The following is a 16952-nucleotide window of genomic DNA, read 5'->3' on the forward strand; positions in this document are numbered from 1 at the left end:
TTGCTCCCCGTACAAATCACCGTGGCGATCAAGCTCCCGTTAACGCTACGGGCCCCACACTTGCGCCAAAACCGGGCGAGCCGTTCCTTAGCAGACAGGTCCGGGAAACACAAAAATGCACCGATTGGCGGTGCAGGCGTGTTTCCACGATCGCGCTGCGCGACAGCGCCGCCCGATGGCGAAGGATGATTGAGACGATGCGTGACAACAAGCTTCGAGGCCGAACGAAGCTGCCGATGACGATTGCCGTGCTGGCCGGTCTGGCCTCACTGTCCACCTCACTGCACTCACCGGTCATGGCGCAGGAGGCGGCGCAGGAGGGGGTGAAGGACGCCGCGCCGGCCGACGCGGCGGGGCCGGTGGGGCGCACCAGCGGCCTGCCCGTGCCGCGTTTCGTCAGCCTCAAGGCCGACAAGGTGAATGTGCGCTCCGGCCCCACCCGCGACCATGGCGTCGCCTGGGTGTTCACGCGCGCCGGACTACCCGTTGAAATCACAGCCGAATTCGAGACCTGGCGGCGCATCCGCGACGCCGACGGCGCCGAGGGCTGGGTGTATCATTCCATGCTGTCGGGCCGGCGCACCGCGCTGGTCAATCCGTGGAAGTCCGGCGAGGAAGTCTCCCTCTATGCCGAACCTACCGCCAAGTCGCCCGTCCGCGCCCGGCTGGAAGCCGGCGTGCTCGGCAAGGTCGAGCATTGCGACGGCAAATGGTGCCGCTTCTTCGACAATGGCTTCGACGGTTTCATCGAGCAGGAGCGCCTCTGGGGCGTCTATCCCGGCGAGAAATTGGAGTAGGGGTAAGGCGTTAGGCATTGCTGCCTCAGGCGAAACGACGCGCGCCCGCCACGCAGAGCACGACGAGCAGCGTCGCCGCGATCATGGTTGCCGAGACCTGCTCGCCCACCAAGAGTGCCGCCAAAGCCAGCCCGAAGAAGGGCTGAAGCAGCTGCAGCTGGCCCACCGCCGCGATGCCGCCCAGCGCGAGCCCGCGATACCAGAAGACGAATCCGACCAGCATGCTGAACACCGAGACATAGGCGAGGCCCGCCCAGGCGGCCACGCTCACCGGCGCCAGCGTGCCCGGCCGCGTTGCTACCGCCACCGCCAGCATCAGCGGCAGCGCCAGAAGCAGCGCCCAGGAAATCACCTGCCAGCCGCCGAGACGGCGCGATAGTTTGGCGCCTTCGGCATAGCCGAGCCCGCACAGCAGCACCGCGCCAACCATGAGCAGGTCGCCAACAACCGAGCTCGGCACTCCATTGCCCAGCGCGAAGCCCGCGACGGTGGCCGCCCCGACGACGGAGAACAGCCAGAAGGCCGGCTTCGGCCGCTCGCCGCCGCGGAGCACGCCGAACAGCGCCGTCGCCAGCGGCAGCAGCCCGATGAAGACGATGGAGCGCGCGGCGGTGATGTGTTCCAGTGCCAGGGCGGTGAGCAGGGGAAACCCGATCACTACCCCGGCCGCCACCACCGTCAGCGGCCCGATATCGGCGCGTGCGGGCCGCTTCTGCGGCAGCAGGAGCAGCAAGCCGGCGCCCAGCAATGCGGCGATGACCGCGCGCGCGGAAGTGAGGAACAGCGGCGTGAAGCCGCTGACGGCGATGCGCGTCGCCGGCAGCGAGCCGCTGAAGATGACCACGCCGATCAGTCCGCTCCACCATCCACGCGCCACATCAGGCTCCTTTTCTCGACAGCTCTCCTCCTAAGCGTGGAAGGATGGCGCTGACAGCCACGGTTCCGTATGATGGAGCCGAACAGTGAGGGCATACGGAGCCATACAGTTGATGCCGCCCGAGATTCTAACGGCTCCGCCAGCCGGGCGCACGGAAATGGTGATGCTCGCGATCCGGCGCCTGATCGCCAGCCAGTCCCTGCTGCCAGGGGACAAGCTGCCTTCCATCCGCAAGCTGGCGCGGGAGAAGGCGGTTTCGCCCTCCACCGTGGTCGAGGCCTATGACCGTCTCGCCGCCGAGGGGCTGATCCGCCCCCGCGCCGGATCGGGGTTTTATGTCGCGGCCGGCGCCCCGCCCGGGCGGGCGGGCGATACGCACGCGCCGCTCGACCGCGCCGTCGATCCTTTCTGGGTCTCGCGACAATCCCTGGACGCCGGGAGGGAGACGCTCCGGCCCGGCTGCGGCTGGCTCCCGCCGGCCTGGATGCCGCTCGCCGCCATCCGCCGTGCGCTGCGCGCGACGGCAAAGACGGCCGATGCCACGCTGGTGGAATACGGTTCCACCCGCGGCTCACCGGCTTTGCGCCGGCTGCTGGTCCGCCCCTTCGCCGCCGAGGGCATCGAGGCCGGGCCGGAAGATGTGCTGCTGACCAGTTCCGGCACGCAGGCCATCGACCTCATCTGCCGGCACCTGCTGCGGCCGGGCGATGCGGTGCTGGTGGACGACCCCTGCTATTTCAATTTTCGCGCGCTGCTGCAGGCACATGCGGTGCGCATTGTCGGCGTACCCTATACACCTTCCGGTCCCGACATAAGCCGGTTCGAGGAGGCGCTCGCCCTCCACCGGCCGCGCCTCTATCTCACCAATGCCGCGCTGCATAACCCCACGGGCGCCAGCCTGTCGCCGCGCGCCGCCCATCAGCTTCTGGCCGCGGCGGCCGCTCATGACCTCACCATCGTCGAGGACGAGATCTTCGCCGATTTCGAGCCGGAACGCTCGGTGCGCCTTGCCGCCCTCGACGGGTTGAACCGGGTGATCCGGGTCGGCAGCTTCTCCAAGACGCTCTCGGCGTCGATCCGCTGCGGCTACATCGCCGCCCGGCCGGACCTCGCCGAGGCACTGGTCGACCTGCAACTGGCGACGGGCTTTGGCGGCCCGAGTCCGCTTGCCGCCGAACTGGTGTTCCGCACCCTCAGCGACGGCAGCTATTACCGTCATCTCAGCAGCCTTCAGGGCCGGCTGACGCGCCGCCGCCGCGAGGCCATCGCCGCGCTGGCCACATGCGACGTGCATCCGTGGACGCTGCCTCGGGGCGGCTTCTATCTCTGGTGCCGGCTTCCGCGTGCCACCGATGCGTCCGAACTCGCGCAGCGTGGGCTGCGGGAAGGCATGGTCCTTGCGCCGGGCAATGTCTTCAGCGTCAGCCGGACGGCGGCGGATTTCATGCGCTTCAACGTTACCCAGATGCCTTCCGAGGTCCTGGCCTTTCTGCGGCGCGCGCTTGGATAAGGAAATCGCCGTCCGGCGCATCGCTCAGTTGCCATGATGTCGGCATTCCCTCGGCGTTGGCATCGCCGCTGCCAGCAAATGCGTCAAAACAAGTGTTGGATGCGAACGGGCGGCGTCAGGCGTTGGACGGTGTTGATGCCGCCGGCGGAAAGTGCGTCTCCCGTGACCTCGTTTGGGCCTATGCGAAGGGCGTCACCCTGGACTTCTCCCGGCCTGGTAAGCCCGCCGCCGTGATGAAGGCCGGGAACTCCAGCCTCCGGCGGTCCAAAAATGGTCTCGGATCAACGAAACTTAGGCTTCGCTTCTAAGTCGGAGGAAAAAGGTCTCAGGTCAACCGGGCTCAGCATATCGCGGCCCGGCTGGGGCGCGACCCGCGGCTCCGGCTTACTTTGCCGCGCTGAACGGCCCAAGCTTGGCGTCGGATAAGCTCCGAGCCAAGGACCGAATAAGAGCCGGAGACGAAAGATGATCGGCCAACTCCGCATCCGTCGCCGTATCGTAGCTTTCGACCGCTTTCTCCCATCGGTCGAACGCCAGCTTTCGATAAGGCGCGGCCGCCATCTCCGTGCGGAACGCAACGATGTAGGAGGCAAAAATAACCGCGACACATCCCGATAGCGCAATGCCCGCTAACCTATGCTTGCGGCTTAAATCGAGCAATATCAGGATGATGCCGATCAAGATCGGAACGGCAGAAAAATAGTATCGCGAAGACGCGGCCTGCTCCACAGGCAAGGTCGAGCGCCCCACAGCGATGAGAGCGCAACTGCCGAGGCCAAACAACATAAGCGAAATTGCAAAGGACGAGCGAGCTATATCCCGTCGCACGAGAAAAACCATCCAACATGACACGAGGATCAAAATTAGACCCGTGATCATCAAGAGATGCATATCCGACACGGATACAGGAGCAGAAGTGGAAATGGCTGTAGGAGAGAAAGAAAGTCCGTTTCCTACGGCAGAGAACATGCGTAGAATAGAATTTCCGATATCGACGCCGATACTAACTCGACCCCAGTCTTTGACCGTATAAAGGATAAATAGAAATCCAAGCACGCAGAAGAATAACGCTCGTTTAAACATGCGATGCGAAATAAATATAAAGAAGCAGCAAATCCAGACAAAAAACCCATTGCTAAAAGAAAGTGATGCCAATATAGAGAATATTGTTGAAATTATGATATAAGATACGCCTTTCTTTGGGGCGATGTAGGTTGCAATAATGAAGCAGAATAAAAGAGACGTTGAATTTATTATCCAGGGTGCAAGTATATTTTCCCAATTATGAAGATTAAAAAGTAAAGAAGAAACGCCAATGCATGCAGCAATGCGATATATAGGATTGGCGTCTTGCGTCGATGCAACAATAGCTGTAATGAAGAGTGCAGAAAACAATAAGAATGAATGTCCTATAAAAAGAGTTATATAGAGAGAATAGGAAAATAAAGCTGCATCAATTATTGTCGAAAGTCTGTAGAATATGACCGAGTGCCCCTGTTCTTTGACTAATAAATAATAAAAAGACCAGTCTCCGTGCGAAATGCGAATTGCATCTGGCACCGTTCTCCACTCATCAAAATATGGTGTATTGTTAAATATTTCATTGAAATAGAAAATAAAAGGTAGAGAAAATATAAGTACAATCATTATCGCCAGAATAAATAATATCAATGTCTCATTGATCTCCTTCAATTCTTTGTATCCGCGCATTTAAAGGCTCCAGAAAGTGATATGATGAGCTTAGTGGATGGCGTGTGGCAAAGCCAAGTGCGTTGTTGAGGTTGCGGCCAGTTGTCCCGACCGGCTCTATGGGACGTTCTGGACGTGCCAAAAATCCTCCGCCGATGCCGTTTGCCAGACACTATCCGCTCTGGACTTCGTCCATTTCTCCCGAGGAGCCTCATAACGCATTGATCCGAATGCGGACGGTAGCGAGCTTGAGGGCTGCGAGGACGTTTTCCGGGCGCCGGTCGTGGCGGCTGGCGAGGTCGCGCATCTGCTTGATCCTGTTGACGGCGCGTTCAACGAGGTTCCTCTGGCTTTAGAGCCATGGGCTGGCCTGTGCGCTCCCCGATATGGAGACGGGCACGAAGTCGGCGCCGAGCGGCACCTCCAGCGTCACGCCGACCAGTCGCGGCCGAATGTCCGCCGGGATTCGCTGGACGAATGGGTAATGGGAAGAATTTTTGCGCTTCATCGGCGCCACAAGCCAAAGACCCATCGTTGCACACCGTTGTTACACAGTGCGACACCGACAGGACTTTGAAAAGGCTTGACCTTTTGATACCGCGCAATTCTGCGGTATGCTGGTGCCCAGGAGAGGACTCGAACCTCCACGGTGTTACCCACTGGTACCTGAAACCAGCGCGTCTACCAATTCCGCCACCTGGGCATGTGCCTTGCGGCACGGCGGCGAGAGATAGTCGGGTGGACTCCCTCTTGTCAACGCACCTTTCACAGAAGATCCCAGCTAGCGGTGGAAATCTCGCTGATCCACCTTCTGGCGGCGCCCCCGCTATGGCGGCGTCATCTCGGCGCCCCGGCTTGCCTTCCCGCGTTCCGCCTGCGCGCAAAAGCCCGCGGCGCTCTCACGCGGAGCGCTGGACGCTGCCGCAGCGGCGCGCTAATCGTCGTGGCATGCCAATGCCGGGCCGGGAGACGTCACATGGTCGACACCACGAAGGAACTGCCGCTGGAGAGCGAGGCTGAACTGGCCCGGCGCCCGGCGCCGATGGAACGGCTGGTGACGATCTATGGCGGCTCCGGTTTCGTTGGCCGCCACGTGGTGCGCGCCCTGGCGCGGCTGGGCTGGCGGGTCCGCGTGGCGGTGCGTCGGCCGGACCTCGCGGGCCATCTGCAGCCGCTCGGTGCCGTCGGGCAGATCGCCCCGGTGCAGGCCAATCTGCGCTATCCCGCCTCCGTGCTGCGGGCGGCGGAAGGCGCGGAAGTGGTGATCAACCTCGTGGGCGTGCTGCATGAGAGCGGCCGTCAGAGCTTCGAGGCCGTGCATAACTTCGGCGCGCGGCAGGTGGCGCTGGCGGCGCGGGAAGTCGGCGCGCGGCTGATCCATATGTCTGCCATCGGCGCCTCGGCCGATTCGGACGCGCTCTATGCCCGTAGCAAGGCGGCGGGCGAGGCGGCGGCGCTGGAAGCCGTTCCCGGCGCTGTGGTGATGCGCCCGTCCATCGTGTTCGGCCCGGAAGACGATTTCTTCAATCGCTTCGCCGCCATGGCGCGGCTCTCGCCGGCGCTGCCGCTGATCGGTGGCGGCGGAACGCGCTTCCAGCCTGTGTTCGTCGGCGATGTCGCCGAGGCCTTCGCCCGCGCGGTGGACGGTCAGGCGCGGCCGGGCACGGTCTATGAACTCGGCGGGCCGGAAGTGCTGACCTTCAAGCAGCTGATGGAGCTGCTGCTGGCCGAGATCGACCGCAAGCGCCTGCTGCTGCCGATGCCGGCCGGGCTCGCCGCCTTCAATGCCCGCTTCCTCGAAATGCTGCCCAATCCGCTGCTGACCCGCGACCAGGTGCGCCTGCTCGGCTACGACAATGTGGTCTCCGACGCCGCCAAGGCGGAAGGGCGGACCCTGGAAGGGCTCGGCATCACGCCCAGCGCTCTCGGGGGCATCCTGCCCGGCTATCTCTGGCGTTACCGCAAGGCCGGCCAGTTCTCGCGCCCGGAAGCCGCCTGATCGACGCGAACACCGCCAATGAAAAGCCGCCGACGCGCCCGCGCCGGCGGCTTTTTCATGTGACGTGCGCCGGGCTTAGCCCACCAGCGCCAGCGCCACCAGCCCGACCCCGCCCACCCCGATGCGCCACCAGCCGAACGGTGCGAAGCCATGGCGGGAGACGAAGGCGATGAGCCCGCGCACCACGGCGAGCGCGGCGATGAAGGCGGCGATGAAGCCGACCGCGATGATCGTCATGTCGTCGGCATTCAGCGCGTCGCGGTTCTTGTAGAGGTCATAGGCGAAGGCGCCGGTCATCGTCGGCAGAGCGAGGAAGAAGGAGAATTCCGCTGCCGCCGGCTTGCTCGCGCCAAGCAGCAGGCCACCGACAATGGTGGACCCCGAGCGCGACACGCCGGGAATCATGGCCAGGCACTGGATGAAGCCGATCTTCAGCGCCAGCAGGGGCGGGAAGGCCATGGCGTCGGTGTGCACCGGCTTCACCTTCAGCGTGTCCACCCAGAGCAGAATGATGCCGCCGAGGATCAGCATGATGCAGATCAGCGCCGGCGTCTCGAACAGCACGCTCTTGATGAAGCCGTGGGCGAAGGCGCCGATGACCGCTGCCGGCAGGAAGGCGATGAGGATGCCGAACACGAAATTGCGCGAGCGCGGGCTCGTCGGCAGGGTGATCAGCACATCGAAGAAGCGGCGGAAATAGACCACCAGCAAGGCGAGGATGGCGCCGAGCTGGATGACGACCTCGAACACCTTCCCCTCGCTCTCAAAACCGAGGAAATGCCCGGCGAGCAGGATATGGCCGGTGGAGGAGACGGGCAGGAACTCGGTAAAGCCTTCCAGAAGGCCGAGAAGGAAGGCTTCGAGCAGAGTGCCGAATGACATGAGGCTTATCCGTGGGGAAGGGGCGATGAGCGGTGGGCGGGGGCCGGGGCGGCGCGGGCGCATCCTGTCCGCTTCGCGCCGGCTTCGCAACGTGACGCAATGGAAGCCCTGGGCAAGGGCCGGCAAATAAACTCCCGTTGCGGCCGATCGCCGGCTCGGGCAGACATGAATCCGCCTCAACTGGCGGCTCCCCTTGCCGTTGGTCGGCGTTGCCCGGAAACGGCGGCGTTTGGGAGTTTTTCATGAAGAGAATGGTGGCGGGCGCCCTGCTGTGGCTGGCGCTCGCGGGTGCCGCGGTCGCGCAGGACCGCGGATTCGTGACGACGAATGTGAATTTGCGGGCGGGGCCCGGTGTGGATTACCCCGTGGTGGTGGTGCTCGCCGAAGGCGCGCCGCTGGCGATTTTCGGCTGCCTTGGCGATTACAGCTGGTGCGATGTCGGCATTGACGACATGCGTGGCTGGGTGGCAGCGCAGTATATCGAAACGGTCTATGGCGGTCGGCGGGTCGAGTTCTATGACTACGCCCCGACCATTGGCGTGCCGATCATCGCTTTCAGCTTCAATGATTATTGGGGCCGCTATTATCGCGGACGGCCCTGGTATTCGACCTATGACCGCTGGGGCCCGCCCTATCGGCCGGGGCCGTATCCGGGCCCGGGGCCGGGCTGGGGTCCACCGCCTCCGGGCGGCTGGGGACCTCCGCCTCCCGGCGGGTGGGGTCCGCGTCCGCCGAACTGGGGCCCGGGCCATCCCGGCTGGGGTGCGCCGGGTCGGCCCGGTGGTCCCGGCGGCCCCGGTTGGGGCGGTCCGGGCAAGCCGGGTGGTCCGGGTGGTCCCGGCGGTCCCGGTTGGGGCGGCCCCGGCAAGCCGGGTGGCCCTGGCGGTCCGGGTGGTCCCGGTAATCCCGGCGGTCCCGGTTGGGGCGGCCCCGGCAAGCCGGGCGGTCCGGGTGGTCCGGGCGGTCCCGGTAATCCCGGCGGTCCCGGTTGGGGCGGCCCCGGCAAGCCGGGCGGCCCGGGTGGTCCGGGTGGTCCGGGTGGTCCCGGTAATCCCGGCGGCCCCGGTTGGGGTGGCCCCGGCAAGCCGGGTGGTCCCGGAGGTCCGGGTAATCCGGGCGGTCCGGGCCGTCCCGGTAATCCCGGTGGTCCCGGCTTTGGTGGTCCGGGCGGGCCGGGCGGGCCGGGCGGCCCTGGCGCCGGCCGGCCGCCGCAGGGTGGTCCGCCGCCGGGGGGGCGTCCCCCGCAGGGGCAGGCGCCCTGCGCGCCGGGTGCCCCCGGCTGCAATATCTGACAAGAATGGCCCGGCGGTATCCACACCGTCGGGTCCTCCCCGTCACCGACTTGAAATAATGCCGCCGCTCCTGTAGAGGGTGCGGCCTTCAAGAACCGCCCGGCTACAAGGGCTGCCGTGGCGGTTCGAACGCTCACACTAGATTGGGCCGGGACATCCCCTCGCGGGAGCGCCGCCGGCCGTGGAGATCGAGCCAAATGCCCAAGATGAAGACCAAGTCCGGAGCGAAGAAGCGCTTCAAGCTCTCCGGCACCGGCAAGGTGATCATGGCCCAGGCCAATAAGCGCCACGGCATGATCAAGCGCACCAACAAGCAGATCCGCGACCAGCGCGGCACCACGGTCATGTCTGAGCGTGATGCCTTCAACGTTCGCAAGTTCTTTCTGCCCAACGGCTGACGCCCCCTAGCCAGTCCCAGGAGATTTCCCCATGGCACGTGTCAAACGCGGCGTCACTTCCCACGCCAAGCACAAGAAGGTGCTGAAGGCGGCGAAGGGCTATTTCGGCCGCCGCAAGAATACCATCCGCGTCGCGAAGCAGGCCGTCGAGAAGGCGCAGCAGTACGCCTATCGCGACCGCAAGGTGAAGAAGCGCAATTTCCGCGCGCTCTGGATCCAGCGCATCAACGCCGCGACCCGCGAACTCGGCTTCACCTATGGCCGATTTATCGACGGTCTCGGCAAGGCCGGGATCGAGGTCGACCGCAAGGTGCTCTCGGATATCGCCATCCACGAGCCCGCCGCCTTCGCGGCGCTGGTCGAGCAGGCCAAGGCCGCGCTGGAAAAGCAGGCCGCCTGACCTTTCCCGAACCGCCGGGACCGAAAGCTGGAAAGCCCCGCGCGCAAGCGTTGGGGCTTTTCGCGTTAGAGCGGCTTTGCGCCCCGCGCGCGGGCCGTTATAAGCCGCCCATACTCGCCGATAAAACCACGTCATGGCTAGGTTAGCACCGGCCATCCACGGCTTCCCCCGCCCGTCCGGGCCAAGCACGTGGATCCCCGGGCCGGTTCCGGGAATGACGGCAGGTTCCTGTTGACCGATGTTTGCAGCCGAGAAGAGACGATCATGTCTGTTGCCGCCCTTCCCGATCTCGACGCGCTGGAGCGCGAACTGGCCGCTGGCATTGCGGGCGCGGCGGACGAGCCGGCGCTGGAGGCGATCCGCGTCGCCGCGCTGGGCAAGAAGGGCTCCGTGTCCGAACTGCTCAAAAGCCTCGGCGGCATGAGCCCCGAGGAGCGCAAGAGCGCCGGCCCGGCCATTAATGGCCTGCGCGACCGGCTGAACGAGGCGCTCGCCGCCCGACGCGCCGACCTCAAGGCGGCAGCACTGGCCAAGCGCCTGGAGACGGAGCGGGTGGATGTGACGCTTCCCGTGCGTGAGACCCCGGCGGAGCAGGGGCGCCTGCACCCGATCAGCCAGGTGATCGACGAACTTACCGCCATCTTCGCCGATATGGGCTTCGCGGTGGCGGAAGGGCCCGATATCGAGGACGACTTCCACAACTTCACCGCGCTGAACTTCCCCGAAGGACACCCGGCGCGGGAGATGCACGACACCTTCTATCTGCCGACGAAGGAAGACGGTTCGCGCCTGGTGCTGCGTACCCACACCTCTCCGGTGCAGGTGCGCACCATGCTGTCCAAGAAGCCGCCGATCCGCGTCATCTGCCCCGGCCGAACCTATCGCTCGGACAGCGACCAGACCCATACGCCGATGTTCCATCAGGTCGAGGGGCTCGTCATCGACAAGGGGTCGAATCTCGGCCACCTCAAATGGATTCTCGAAGAGTTCTGCAAGGCGTTCTTCGAGGTGGACAATGTGAAGATGCGGTTCCGCCCGTCCTTCTTCCCCTTCACCGAACCGTCCATGGAAGTGGACATTCAGTGCGACCGCTCGCGCCCGGGCGAGATCCGCTTCGGCGAGGGCTCGGACTGGCTGGAGATTCTCGGCTGCGGCATGGTGCATCCGAATGTGCTGCGCAATTGCGGGCTCGACCCGGACGAGTATCAGGGCTTCGCCTGGGGCATGGGCATCGACCGCATCGCCATGCTGAAATATGGCATGCCGGACCTGCGCGCCTTCTTCGAGGCCGATGTCCGCTGGCTTGCCCATTACGGCTTCCGCCCGCTCGACTTCCCGACACTGGCGGGCGGGCTTTCGGCCTGATCCACCTCCCGGATGGCGATCGGCTGATCCGGGACCGCCTTCCGCGCCTCAACCGTCCTAATACGATCCCGGCTCTCCGCTTCGCTCCGGCCGGGATGACGCCTGACAAAGGGCTTGTCCGATGAAATTCACCCTCTCCTGGCTGCGCGAGCATCTTTCCGGCGACTATGGGCTCGACGACGTGACCGGCGCGCTCAACCGCATCGGGCTGGAAGTGGAAGGCGTCGAGGACAAGGCGGCCAAGCTCAAGGGCTTCACCATCGCCTATGTCCTCTCCGCCGTTCAGCACCCCAACGCGGACAAGCTGCGCGTGTGTCTGGTCGACACTGGCACCGGCGACCCGGTGCAGGTGGTGTGCGGCGCGCCGAACGCCCGCACCGGCATGAAGAGCGTGTTCTCCCCGCCCGGCACCTATATTCCCGGCAAGGACATCACGCTCGGCATCGGCTCGATTCGCGGCGTTGAGAGCCGGGGCATGCTGTGCTCGGCGGCCGAGCTTCAGTTGTCGGAAGATCATGACGGCATCATCGACCTGCCGGACGATGCTCCGGTCGGCGCAACTTACGTCGACTGGATCGGCCTCGACGATCCCGTCATCGAAATCGCGGTGACGCCGAACCGGGCCGATGCGCTCGGCGTGCACGGCATCGCCCGCGACCTCGCCGCCGCCGGTCTCGGCCGGCTGGTGGAAGACGCGATCGCTCCGGTGCCGGGCACTTATCCCTGCCCGGTGTCCGTCACCCTCGCGGAAGGTGCCCCGTGCCCGGCCTTCGCGCTGCGGCTGGTGCGCGGGGTTAAAAACGGCCCTTCGCCGGAGTGGCTGCAGGCCAAGCTGCGCGCCATTGGTCTCAGGCCTATCAATGCGTTGGTGGACGTCACCAACCTGCTCACCTTCGACCAGAACCGGCCCCTGCATGTGTTCGACGCCAAGAAGGTGCACGGCAATCTGGTCGTGCGCCGCGCGCAGGCGGGTGAGAGCCTGCTCGCGCTCGACGGCAAGACCTATGCGCTCGACGCCACCATGTGCGTCATCGCCGACGACAAGGGCGTGGAATCGCTCGCCGGCGTGATGGGCGGCGAGGAGTCCGGCTGCGACGACGAAACCGTTGACGTTCTTGTCGAATCCGCGCTGTGGGAGCCGATCAACATCGCCCAGACCGGCCGCAAGCTGGGGCTGAATTCCGATGCCCGCTTCCGTTTCGAGCGCGGCATCGATCCTGCGTTCACCCTCCCCGGATTGGAACTGGCGACACGGCTGATCCTCGATCTGTGCGGCGGCGAGGCATCCGACATCGTGCTGGCGGGCGCGATTCCTGACACCACACGGGTGATCGACTTCCCGCTGGAGCTGACCGAAAAACTGACCGGTCTGGTCGCCAGTGAGACCGAACAGGCCGACACGCTCAAGTCGCTCGGCTTCGCCGTGGAGGGCACCTCCGGCACGGTGCGCGTCACCCCGCCGAGCTGGCGCGGCGACATCGAGGGCAAGGCCGATCTGGTCGAGGAGGTCATCCGCATCGTCGGCCTCGACCGCGTGCCCTCGCTGCCTTTCCCGCGCGACGAGACCGCGCGCAAGCCGGTGCTGACCACGCCGCAGCTGCGCACCCGCAAGGCGAAGCGCGCGCTCGCTGCGCGCGGGCTGGTGGAGGCCGTCACCTGGTCCTTCGTGCCGAAGCCGCAGGCGGAGCTGTTTGGCGGCGGACAGCCGGCGCTCGCGCTCGCCAACCCGATCGCCGCCGACCTCTCGGACATGCGCCCGAGCCTGCTGCCGGGGCTGGTGCGTTCCGCGCAGGCCAATGCCGATCGCGGCTTCGGCGATGTCGCGCTGTTCGAGGTCGGGCAGGTGTTCAAGGGCGACCGCCCGCAGGACCAGTTCATCGCGGCGACGGGTCTGCGCCGCGCCACGGCGAAGCCGACCGGCGCCGGCCGGCACTGGGCCGGCAAGGCGGCGGGCGTCGATGCGTTCGACGCCAAGGCGGACGCGCTGGCGCTGCTCGCCGCCTGCGGCGCGCCGGTGGCGAATCTGCAGATCTCGACCGACGCGCCGGCCTGGTTCCACCCCGGCCGTTCCGGCACCTTCCGTCTCGGCCCGAATGTGATCGGCCATTTCGGCGAACTGCATCCCTCCGTGCTGGAGGTGCTCGACGCCGCAGGGGACGGCAAGTCGCCGCTGGTGGCCTTCGAGGTGCTGCTTGACCGCATCCCCGAGCCCAAGGCCAAGGCGACGCGGGTGAAGCCGCTGCTGGAGCTTTCGGCGTTCCAGCCGGTGGAGCGCGACTTCGCCTTCGTGGTGGCGCGGGGCGTCGCGGCCGGCGACATGGTGAAGGCGGCGGCCGGCGTCGACCGCAAGCTGATCACCGGCGTGAATGTGTTCGACCTCTATGAGGGGCCGGGGATCGACGCGGACAAGAAGTCGGTGGCTCTTTCCGTCACTTTGCAGCCGCGCGAGAAGACGCTGACCGATGCCGAGATCGATGCGGTAGCGGCGAAGATCGTCGCCGAGGTGACGAAGAAGACCGGCGCCACGCTGCGCGGCTGACGACTTGGAAGGTGGGCGTCAGGCCGGGCCGTCGCCAAACAGGCGTAGCGCCCGGCCGGCGGCGGCCTCGCCGGAGACCCAGGCGCCGGCCAGCGTGCCCCAGCCGGTTTCCGGCACATAGTCGCCGGCCAGGAAAATGCGGTTCTGCACCGTGTCCGTGAAGATGCGGCGCTGCGCCCCCTGGCCGGGCAAGGCCGGGCTTAGCGCGCCGCGGATCAGTGGGTCCTGCCCCCAGCGCGAGGCCACCACCTCGGAAACCGCCGTTTCCGCGCCGGGGAAATTGGCGCGCAGCCAGGCCTGGGCCAGCGGCAGGGCGGCCTCCGCCCCCTTCTCGGCGATGGCGCGGGCTGCCGCGTCGCTGAAGGTGAGCACATGCAGCTCGCCGCCATGGACGCGGCCGCGCAGCAGCGCCGGGGCGCCAGCATTGGCCTTGACCAGCACCGTTTCGTTCGGCTGCAGGCCGAGCGGATTGCCGGCAAGGCGGAACGCCACCTGTTCGAGATAACCGGCGGGAATCGCCCGCAGTGCCGTTACCAGCCGTGTCGGCAGCACCGGATTGAAGCGGATCGCGCCCGCCGCCAGCACGGGCGCCGGCACGGCGAGCACGACGGCACGGGCGCGGATCGGCGTGCGCTGCCCGCGCACGCTCACGCTGTGAAAGCGCCCGCCATTGGTGATGAGCGTGACCGGCGCGTCCCTTTGCACATTCACCCAGGCGCCGAGCGCCTCCATCAGCGCGCCGACGCCGAACGGGCTCGTCGTGTCGTCCGGCCGGGCGTCCCGGCGGGCGAGATCGAGCGCGGAGAGGGCGGCGAGGGTGCGCCCGCAGCTCAGGGGGCCGAGAAATTGCGCCACCGTGGCGGCCCAGGGCCCGTCCGAGCCGGGTGTGCCCTTGGCCGGCGGCGGGGCGCTGGCGAGGGCCTGCGCCGCCGCCACATCCTTGCCGCCCTCGATGGCGGCGAGCATGTCCCGCCGCGCCGCGCCCAGCGTGGCGGTAAAGGCGTCATAGGCGCTTTCACGCACCTCGCGGCCTTCCGCGAACAGGCGGCGCCCGGAGGGCAGGGGAACGAGCGGCTGCCCGGCCGCCAGCGCGCTGGCACCCAGCGTGCCGTCGCCGCCGGCGAAACCGCCGGCGCCGAGATCGACCTTGAGCCCGAAGGCGCTCTCGGTGCGGGCCCGCCCGCCCAGACGCGGCCCGGCCTCCAGCAGCACATAGGAGCGCTTGGCTTCGGCGACCCGGCGGGCGGCGGCGATGCCGGCCGCGCCGCCGCCAATGATGACGACATCGACATCGCTGGCCCCGGCCTGGGCGAGGGCCGGTGTCGGCAGCAACGCGGCCGAGGCGGCAGCGAGGAAGTGGCGGCGGTTCAGCGTGCCGCCAGGGCGCGTTCGGGTCATAAGGCGGGTACTCATGCAATGAGGCGGGCACGCTAGCATGACCGGCCGGGCGGGCGAAGGCGCCGGTCGCCAAGGCCGCGGCGGCGAGGGGAGACGCCGGCTAAAGGCTTGCGCTGAATCATGTTTTGTTCGTGGAGAACGAATCGGGACTCACAGGCGCGTCGCGCGAATCAAGCCCGAACTTGCCCGCACCGCCGGCCATCTGGCCGGCGCGGCTTGAGCGGCGGGGCCGGGCGCCCTAACTAGGGGCGGTCGCCAGAGGGGAACTCGATGCTGCGGGACGCGATCACGGCTTTTGCCCAGACCTTTTCGCCGGAGTATCGCCGCGTGCTGCTGCGCTCGGTCGGCCTCGCCATCGGACTGCTGATCGCGCTCGGCGTCGGGGCGCATTACGCATTGACCTATTTCGTCGCGCTGGACCTGCGCTGGGCCGAGATCACCATCGATATTCTCGCCGCCTTCGGCATTTTCATCGGCGCGATTTTCCTGGTGCCGCCAGTGACCTCGCTCGTCGCCGGCCTGTTTCTCGACGATGTGGCCGCGCAAGTGGAGCGCAGCGATTTTCCGCTGGAGCCGGAGGGGCAGGCGCTGCCGATCGGCCGCTCGCTCTGGCTGACCGTGAAATTCTTCGGCGTCATGCTGGCGGTGAACCTGGTGGCGCTGCTGCTTCTGCTCGTGCCGGGGGTGAACCTTGTCGTGTTCTATGTCGCCAATGGCTATCTGCTCGGCCGGGAATATTTCCAGCTCGCGGCCATGCGCTACCGCAGCGAGGACGAGGTGGCGCTGCTGCGCCGCCACCATGCCGGGGCCATCTTCCTCGGCGGGCTGGTGATCGCCGCCGTGGTGTCGGTGCCGATCCTCAACCTCATCACCCCGGTCTTCGCCACCATCTTCATGGTGCGGCTGCACAAGCGGCTGTCGCGGGCCGGGTGAGGCTCAGGCCGGCGTCTTTTCCGGCCAGCGGCACAGGTCCGCGATCAGGCAGCGCGGGCAGTCGGGCTTCAGCGCCTTGCAGACATAGCGCCCGTGCAGGATCAGCCAGTGATGGGCGTGCAGCTTGAAGCGGTCGGGAATGATGCGCTCCAGCCCCAGCTCCACTTCGAGCGGTGTCTTGCCCGGCGCCAGCCCGGTGCGGTTGGCGATGCGGAACAGATGCGTGTCGACGGCGATGGTCGGCAGGCCGAAGGCGATGTTGAGCACCACATTCGCCGTCTTGCGGCCGACGCCGGGCAGGGTTTCCAGCGCGGCGCGGTCGGCCGGCACCTCGCCGCCATGCTCAGCGAGCAGGCGGCGGGACAGTTCGACCACATTTTTCGCCTTGCCGCGATAAAGGCCGAGCGTGCGGATGTGCTGCGCCACGCCTTCCTCGCCCAGCGCCACCATCGCCGCCGGGGTAGGCGCCGCTTTGAACAGGCCACGCGTCGCCTTGTTGACGCCGGCATCGGTGGCCTGGGCCGAGAGCACCACCGCCACCAGCAAAGTGAAAGGGTCGTGGTGCTCCAATTCGCCTTCGGGATGCGGGTTGGCGGCCTCGAAGCGGGTGAAGGCGGCGACGATTTCCGCGTCGGTCCATGGCTGGAAGGCGCCGCCGATGGCGGCGGCCGCCGCATTGGCCACGGCCCGCCGGCGGGCGGGCCGACTGGTCGCCTGCTGTTCCAGCGCCGCCAGAGCGGCCCTGGTCTTCGCGGTGGAGGGCGAGGCCTTGGCGCCGCGCGCGGGGGCGGGCGCGCCGGGGCGCGCCTTCGCCGCCGGCCGCTTGCGCGGGCGCGCGCTGGGTCGCACCGAATCCTTGTCCACATCCGCCAT

14 protein-coding genes, 1 tRNA gene and 2 pseudogenes are annotated in these 16952 nt (G+C 66.6%); 10 read left to right on the forward strand and 7 right to left on the reverse strand.

Annotation, left to right across the window (positions count from 1 at the left end; all coding sequences use genetic code 11):
- Positions 1-296 precede the first annotated feature (296 nt).
- Positions 297-797 (forward strand): SH3 domain-containing protein, encoded by a 501-nt coding sequence (locus J2S75_RS18925; RefSeq protein WP_370874175.1) that lies wholly within the window; start codon positions 297-299, stop codon positions 795-797.
- Between the two features lie 25 nt (positions 798-822).
- Here the strand turns inward: J2S75_RS18925 and J2S75_RS18930 are convergent, their stop codons facing one another.
- Positions 823-1674, reverse strand: coding sequence for a DMT family transporter (locus J2S75_RS18930; RefSeq protein ID WP_307022195.1), 852 nt, complete (start codon positions 1672-1674; stop codon positions 823-825).
- Positions 1675-1837: 163 nt separating this feature from the next.
- Here J2S75_RS18930 and J2S75_RS18935 point away from each other — a divergent pair, with 163 nt between their 5' ends.
- A complete protein-coding gene (locus tag J2S75_RS18935) occupies positions 1838-3184 on the forward strand; it encodes an aminotransferase-like domain-containing protein (RefSeq protein ID WP_307022197.1) in 1347 nt (448 codons plus the stop codon).
- 143 nt (positions 3185-3327) lie between these two features.
- Positions 3328-3444: pseudogene (locus tag J2S75_RS22500) on the forward strand (IS3 family transposase); the annotation flags it as partial.
- 124 nt (positions 3445-3568) lie between these two features.
- Here J2S75_RS22500 and J2S75_RS18940 read toward each other — a convergent pair.
- The 3 genes and pseudogenes from J2S75_RS18940 to J2S75_RS18950 form a co-directional block, all read right to left on the reverse strand.
- The gene (locus J2S75_RS18940; RefSeq protein ID WP_307022199.1) at positions 3569-4894 is read right to left on the reverse strand and encodes a hypothetical protein; all 1326 of its coding nucleotides are present in this window, start codon (positions 4892-4894) and stop codon (positions 3569-3571) included.
- Between the two features lie 190 nt (positions 4895-5084).
- A pseudogene (locus J2S75_RS18945) lies at positions 5085-5222 on the reverse strand (IS5/IS1182 family transposase); the annotation flags it as partial.
- A 269-nt stretch (positions 5223-5491) separates the two neighbouring features.
- Positions 5492-5576: transfer RNA gene (locus J2S75_RS18950), tRNA-Leu, on the reverse strand.
- Between the two features lie 273 nt (positions 5577-5849).
- Between J2S75_RS18950 and J2S75_RS18955 the strand changes: the two genes are divergently transcribed.
- On the forward strand, positions 5850-6872 hold the full coding sequence (locus J2S75_RS18955) for a complex I NDUFA9 subunit family protein (protein ID WP_307022201.1): 1023 nt from the start codon (positions 5850-5852) through the stop codon (positions 6870-6872).
- Positions 6873-6947: 75 nt separating this feature from the next.
- Here J2S75_RS18955 and J2S75_RS18960 read toward each other — a convergent pair whose 3' ends face one another.
- On the reverse strand, positions 6948-7754 hold the full coding sequence (locus J2S75_RS18960; RefSeq protein ID WP_307022203.1) for an undecaprenyl-diphosphate phosphatase: 807 nt from the start codon (positions 7752-7754) through the stop codon (positions 6948-6950).
- 242 nt (positions 7755-7996) lie between these two features.
- On the opposite strand from J2S75_RS18960, the gene J2S75_RS18965 reads away from it, so the two are divergent.
- From J2S75_RS18965 to pheT, 5 genes are all read left to right on the forward strand, one after another.
- Positions 7997-9046: an SH3 domain-containing protein gene (locus tag J2S75_RS18965; RefSeq protein WP_307022205.1), complete on the forward strand. Its 1050-nt coding sequence runs from the start codon at positions 7997-7999 to the stop codon at positions 9044-9046.
- Between the two features lie 197 nt (positions 9047-9243).
- Positions 9244-9444: a 50S ribosomal protein L35 gene (rpmI, locus tag J2S75_RS18970; RefSeq protein WP_091437955.1), complete on the forward strand. Its 201-nt coding sequence runs from the start codon at positions 9244-9246 to the stop codon at positions 9442-9444.
- 31 nt (positions 9445-9475) lie between these two features.
- Positions 9476-9844 (forward strand): 50S ribosomal protein L20, encoded by a 369-nt coding sequence (rplT, locus tag J2S75_RS18975; RefSeq protein WP_013165152.1) that lies wholly within the window; start codon positions 9476-9478, stop codon positions 9842-9844.
- 264 nt (positions 9845-10108) lie between these two features.
- On the forward strand, positions 10109-11209 hold the full coding sequence (gene pheS, locus J2S75_RS18980; protein ID WP_307022213.1) for a phenylalanine--tRNA ligase subunit alpha: 1101 nt from the start codon (positions 10109-10111) through the stop codon (positions 11207-11209).
- Between the two features lie 121 nt (positions 11210-11330).
- Entirely contained in the window at positions 11331-13748 is a 2418-nt protein-coding gene (pheT, locus tag J2S75_RS18985; RefSeq protein ID WP_307022215.1) for a phenylalanine--tRNA ligase subunit beta, read from the forward strand.
- Between the two features lie 18 nt (positions 13749-13766).
- On the opposite strand, the gene J2S75_RS18990 is transcribed toward pheT, so the two are convergent.
- Positions 13767-15146 (reverse strand): flavin monoamine oxidase family protein, encoded by a 1380-nt coding sequence (locus J2S75_RS18990; protein WP_307022217.1) that lies wholly within the window; start codon positions 15144-15146, stop codon positions 13767-13769.
- Positions 15147-15416: 270 nt separating this feature from the next.
- Here J2S75_RS18990 and J2S75_RS18995 point away from each other — a divergent pair, with 270 nt between their 5' ends.
- On the forward strand, positions 15417-16079 hold the full coding sequence (locus J2S75_RS18995; protein WP_307022219.1) for a sulfate transporter family protein: 663 nt from the start codon (positions 15417-15419) through the stop codon (positions 16077-16079).
- Positions 16080-16082: 3 nt separating this feature from the next.
- Here the strand turns inward: J2S75_RS18995 and nth are convergent, their stop codons facing one another.
- Complete coding sequence (gene nth / locus J2S75_RS19000; RefSeq protein WP_307022220.1) at positions 16083-16952, reverse strand: endonuclease III; 870 nt, start codon at positions 16950-16952, stop codon at positions 16083-16085.

It is taken from the genome of Ancylobacter polymorphus (assembly GCF_030813495.1).
In the GTDB taxonomy this organism is placed as follows: domain Bacteria; phylum Pseudomonadota; class Alphaproteobacteria; order Rhizobiales; family Xanthobacteraceae; genus Ancylobacter; species Ancylobacter polymorphus.

Bases quoted from the DNA above. Each gene is read 5' to 3' on its own strand.
- J2S75_RS18925 (WP_370874175.1), top strand. From the start codon at position 297: ATGGCGCAGGAGGCGGCGCAGGAGGGGGTGAAGGACGCCGCGCCGGCC.
- J2S75_RS18935 (WP_307022197.1), top strand. From the start codon at position 1,838: ATGCTCGCGATCCGGCGCCTGATCGCCAGCCAGTCCCTGCTGCCAGGG.
- J2S75_RS18940 (WP_307022199.1), bottom strand. From the start codon at position 4,894: ATGCGCGGATACAAAGAATTGAAGGAGATCAATGAGACATTGATATTA.
- J2S75_RS18955 (WP_307022201.1), top strand. From the start codon at position 5,850: ATGGTCGACACCACGAAGGAACTGCCGCTGGAGAGCGAGGCTGAACTG.
- J2S75_RS18960 (WP_307022203.1), bottom strand. From the start codon at position 7,754: ATGTCATTCGGCACTCTGCTCGAAGCCTTCCTTCTCGGCCTTCTGGAA.
- J2S75_RS18965 (WP_307022205.1), top strand. From the start codon at position 7,997: ATGAAGAGAATGGTGGCGGGCGCCCTGCTGTGGCTGGCGCTCGCGGGT.
- rpmI (WP_091437955.1), top strand. From the start codon at position 9,244: ATGCCCAAGATGAAGACCAAGTCCGGAGCGAAGAAGCGCTTCAAGCTC.
- rplT (WP_013165152.1), top strand. From the start codon at position 9,476: ATGGCACGTGTCAAACGCGGCGTCACTTCCCACGCCAAGCACAAGAAG.
- pheS (WP_307022213.1), top strand. From the start codon at position 10,109: ATGTCTGTTGCCGCCCTTCCCGATCTCGACGCGCTGGAGCGCGAACTG.
- pheT (WP_307022215.1), top strand. From the start codon at position 11,331: ATGAAATTCACCCTCTCCTGGCTGCGCGAGCATCTTTCCGGCGACTAT.
- J2S75_RS18990 (WP_307022217.1), bottom strand. From the start codon at position 15,146: ATGACCCGAACGCGCCCTGGCGGCACGCTGAACCGCCGCCACTTCCTC.
- J2S75_RS18995 (WP_307022219.1), top strand. From the start codon at position 15,417: ATGCTGCGGGACGCGATCACGGCTTTTGCCCAGACCTTTTCGCCGGAG.
- nth (WP_307022220.1), bottom strand. From the start codon at position 16,952: ATGGCGGATGTGGACAAGGATTCGGTGCGACCCAGCGCGCGCCCGCGC.